This window comes from Candidatus Paceibacterota bacterium (assembly GCA_036517255.1).
Classification (GTDB): Bacteria; Patescibacteriota; Minisyncoccia; order Phycocordibacterales; family WO2-35-19; genus DATDXE01.
This window is the reverse complement of the sequence record DATDXE010000007.1, coordinates 1-3,324: the sequence shown is the minus strand read 5'-3', so window position 1 is coordinate 3,324 and position 3,324 is coordinate 1. Positions and strand designations below refer to the sequence as shown.

General features: G+C 41.2%; 3 protein-coding genes. 1 reads left to right on the top strand and 2 read right to left on the bottom strand.

Features of this window, described 5'->3' with window-relative positions; all coding sequences use genetic code 11:
- Positions 1-202 precede the first annotated feature (202 nt).
- Positions 203-1,033, top strand: coding sequence for a Gfo/Idh/MocA family oxidoreductase (locus VJH67_01760; protein ID HEY4515896.1), 831 nt, complete (start codon positions 203-205; stop codon positions 1,031-1,033).
- On the opposite strand, the gene VJH67_01755 is transcribed toward VJH67_01760, so the two are convergent.
- The gene (locus tag VJH67_01755; protein ID HEY4515895.1) at positions 1,005-2,051 is read right to left on the bottom strand and encodes an FAD-dependent oxidoreductase; all 1,047 of its coding nucleotides are present in this window, start codon (positions 2,049-2,051) and stop codon (positions 1,005-1,007) included. The genes VJH67_01760 and VJH67_01755 overlap by 29 nt on opposite strands.
- Positions 2,048-3,184 carry a glycosyltransferase family 4 protein gene (locus VJH67_01750; protein HEY4515894.1) on the bottom strand — a complete coding sequence of 379 codons (1,137 nt, stop codon included), beginning with the start codon at positions 3,182-3,184 and terminating at the stop codon, positions 2,048-2,050. The genes VJH67_01755 and VJH67_01750 overlap by 4 nt, the downstream gene beginning before the upstream one ends.
- Positions 3,185-3,324: the final 140 nt, after the last annotated feature.

Genomic DNA, 3,324 nt, shown 5'->3' with positions numbered 1-3,324 from the left:
AACGAGCCTCTCGGCGATCTTTCTCACATGTATGGCTGGCCCGCCAATGTCAGGAAAAAAGATTCCTGCTGCTAAAAGAATTCTCATGCTTGGTTGTAAGTAGTTTTTATTATATCATCTTTTTTAAGAACACGAGAGACCTAGTCGCTTGGGGTACCTATTTGCGCTATACTACATGGCGTGAATAGGTACTCCTTTTCGTATGGAAAATAAATTGAAAGTAGCGATGATCGGCATTGGCCGGTGGGGAAAAATTCTCCTCGGTGAGCTCGGTACACAAGCTGAGGTGAAATACGAGTGCGACAGTAAGACTGATTTGGTGACTGTATTTTCTGACCCAGAAGTTCAGGCGGTTTTCATCGCTACTCCAACTAACACACACTTTGATATAGCATCAAAAGCGCTTGAGGCTGACAAGCATGTCTTTTTGGAAAAACCGGGTACTACTGATAGTAACGACTTAGAAAAATTGGTAAGGAAAGCAGAAGAGAAAAATTTGAAGTTAGCTATTGGTTATGAATTCCCCCACCACTCCGCAGCAAAGAAGTTAAGGGAGCTTCTAAAGAGTAAGAAAATGAAAAATATGTTTTTCGAATGGCACAAATGGGGCACTTTTAATGATGACGCCGTCATGCATCTCCTTTGTCACGAAATCTCCATAGCAAAATCTCTAGGCATTGAACTTGTACCAGTCTCATGTAAGTATACCAAAGTCATCTCTAATTCGGATATCTTAGAGACTGCATTCAAGCACGACATTAAATCTGTCATTAATCGAGCAAGCCCGATTAAGCAGAAGACTCTGACAGTGCTAACACTAGAAGGCGGTTACATCTGGAACAACGACGATCTTTTTGAGATAAATACCGAAACACGAGTATTGGATAAGATAGATTTACCGGAGACCACCCCAGTGGCTGAAGAGATTTCTGATTTTCTTTCCGCTATTAAAGAAAATAGAGAGCCCAAGACAGACGGCCAATTTGCTCTCGAGATCTATAAAATTATCGAAAAAGTTTCAGCACTTCGTTAGCCGCCTCTACACAGTTCCCTATTTTTCCTGAAAATACATTTATAATTTTATTTCCGATCTTTATCACCAAAGTCGGGCGCTCATCGGTTAGATCGACATTGGGAAGCACCGTTCTTACGGTATACATCGATCCTATATGCTCCGCATCTTTAAGCTCAGGCATAAACTCTACGGCCGATTCAATAAATTTATCTATGTTCGTAACTGAAGGATTCCTAATTACTCCTTTATTCATAAGAGGTTCAAATTCTTTCGGGATCTCCGGATATAAACCTACGTTTGTGGCATGAATAGCATGCACCACGTTACCCATCACGTGATACCCCGTGTCCGAGTATGGGTCAATGCAAAAAAACGGCCCGTCAAACACCACAATACTTTTGTTCTTAAATCTTTCCGGTAATTTCAAAACTGGCTTCTCACAGAGTTCAAATTGATAATAGCTCATCGCTTCAGGAAACTTTTCAAGTATAAAATTGAGGTTGGCATAGGCGCAATTAATCACCGAATCATATTTATCTATGCTTTCATCAGAAAACACTTGATTTAAAAAAAGATTTATTTTACTGTCTTCTATTCTTTTCCTCACTATCTCTTGCAATTTAACCGGATCTATAATTGACTCCCTGCCTTTTATCGTAAATTCAACCATGTGTGGATAAACATGATCTAATTCCACCCTCTCATATTCCAGCCCGCATTCCTTGCAGAAGTCTAGAAAATCTTTACCAGAAACCTTGCTTCTCTCTTTGGCCAGAACGTAATAATGCTCATTATGGTCGAGAACCGCCTCTCCATACTCTTTGCGAAAAGAATATTCTGAATACTTTGAGGACAAAGCTGTTTCCTTGCTTCGAGGATAGTGGTAGCCCCTGTGCAGTCTGTACTGGTTGATACCGGAAGCCGCCTGAAGAATATCGGGCTCCTTTTCGTATAGATCTATCTCAAAGCCGTTTTGAGCCAGTTTTATAGCAATCGTTGAGCCGAATATTCCTGCTCCCACCACTGCAATCTTCATAATGTATCAAATACTCTACTCTTCATCTCCCCCGCAATCAAATCCCAATCGTATTTATCTTTTACCATTTTTTGGGCATTTTCTACAAGTTTCTGACACAAATCCGGATTATCCATCAGACGTCTAACTTGCTTGGCGATACTTTCTGGATTCTTCACTTCGCAAAAAAGCCCTGTTGCCACTTGCCCTGAGGAATTCGAAGGGTCTATCAAAAAATCTACTATTCCCCCAACCGGAGTGGCAATTACTGGCAGACCAGCCGCCATAGCCTCGATAAATGAATTGCCCATCCCTTCCGATAGCGAAGGTCTGACGAAAATATCGGCTTGGTGCAAATATTTTGGTAAATTTTCATGAGAAATATGCCCTAGAAATTCTACCCTTTTTTCTATCTTTAAACTTTCAACTTGAAACTTTAAAGCTTTTTCCAGTGGTCCAGTACCGAGAATTTGCAATTTCACATTTTCTGGCAAAAACTTGAGAGCGTCAATAATATCCCCGACAGCATTCTTCTCCACCAACCTCGAGGTCGTAATCAGTGTTGTATTGTCCAAAGCCGAGCTTAGGACATTTTTACCCACAAATTTTTCAAAATCTACTCCATTGGGTATCACTTCGACCTGCCCTCTGTGTCCGAATTGTTTAGCCCATAGGGCTAGAAAGTTTGATATAGCTTGCACTTTTGACGCATGACAGAAACCATATTTAAGTAATGGTGAAAATATTCTTATTCTTATCCTTTTAAATACATACTCAAATGGATCACCGTCCTGTAGGGTTAGAACATAAGGCGTGCAGTTCCCAAAAAGTCGCATTAAAGTGACAGGAAAAAGCATGTTGGTCATAATTGCCCACAAGGCATCATATTTGTTTTCTCTATTTAGTTTTATGGCACGCAAAGCGGCCAGAGGCACAAAGAAAATCTTACCCAAATAACCCGGACCGCTATTTATACGATATATCGTACAATTTCCAATTTTTTCTTTCTCGGGATGCGCGGGATTAAAGCGCATTGTTAGCATATCAAATTCAACATCAGAGATACGGTCAGTAATCTCTTTGACAGCGATTTCGGCCCCTCCCACCATTGGGTGATAAGCGAGAGAAAAAATGAGAATACGTTTAGGTGACATCGAGAATTTTTTTGAGCTCTTCGGCACTAGGCCCAGTTCGCTTCGGAGCCAAGGTCTGACCTTGGGCATCTGATTTAAGGTCAGACCTTGGCGGCGGATTCCCCACCACTGCCTTAAGCGCGTCTCTTAAATCGGCAACA